General features: G+C 69.3%; 1 protein-coding gene. It reads left to right on the top strand.

Features of this window, described 5'->3' with window-relative positions:
- A partial coding sequence (locus KZZ06_RS22040; RefSeq protein WP_219582036.1) for an efflux RND transporter permease subunit occupies positions 1-241 on the top strand: 241 nt, incomplete at both ends.

Here is a 241-nt window from a genome sequence, read left to right as displayed (position 1 = left end):
CTCGGCGCGCAGACCTACAGCCAGTCCTTCACGCTGAACGGGCAGCCCGCGGCGGGCATCGGCATCTACCAGCTGCCCGAGGCGAACGCGCTGACGGTGGCGAACGCGGTCCGCGTCCGGATGGCCGAGCTCGCGAAGACCTTCCCGTCGGGCCTCGTCTACGCCATCCCGTTCGACACGACGGAGTTCGTGCAGGCCTCGATCCACGAGGTCTACAGGACGCTGTTCGAGGCGGCCGTGC

The organism is Sulfitobacter sp. CW3 (genome assembly GCF_019392245.1).
Taxonomy (GTDB): Bacteria; Pseudomonadota; Alphaproteobacteria; order Rhodobacterales; family Rhodobacteraceae; genus Sulfitobacter.
This window is presented reverse-complemented; position numbering and strand designations above follow the sequence as displayed.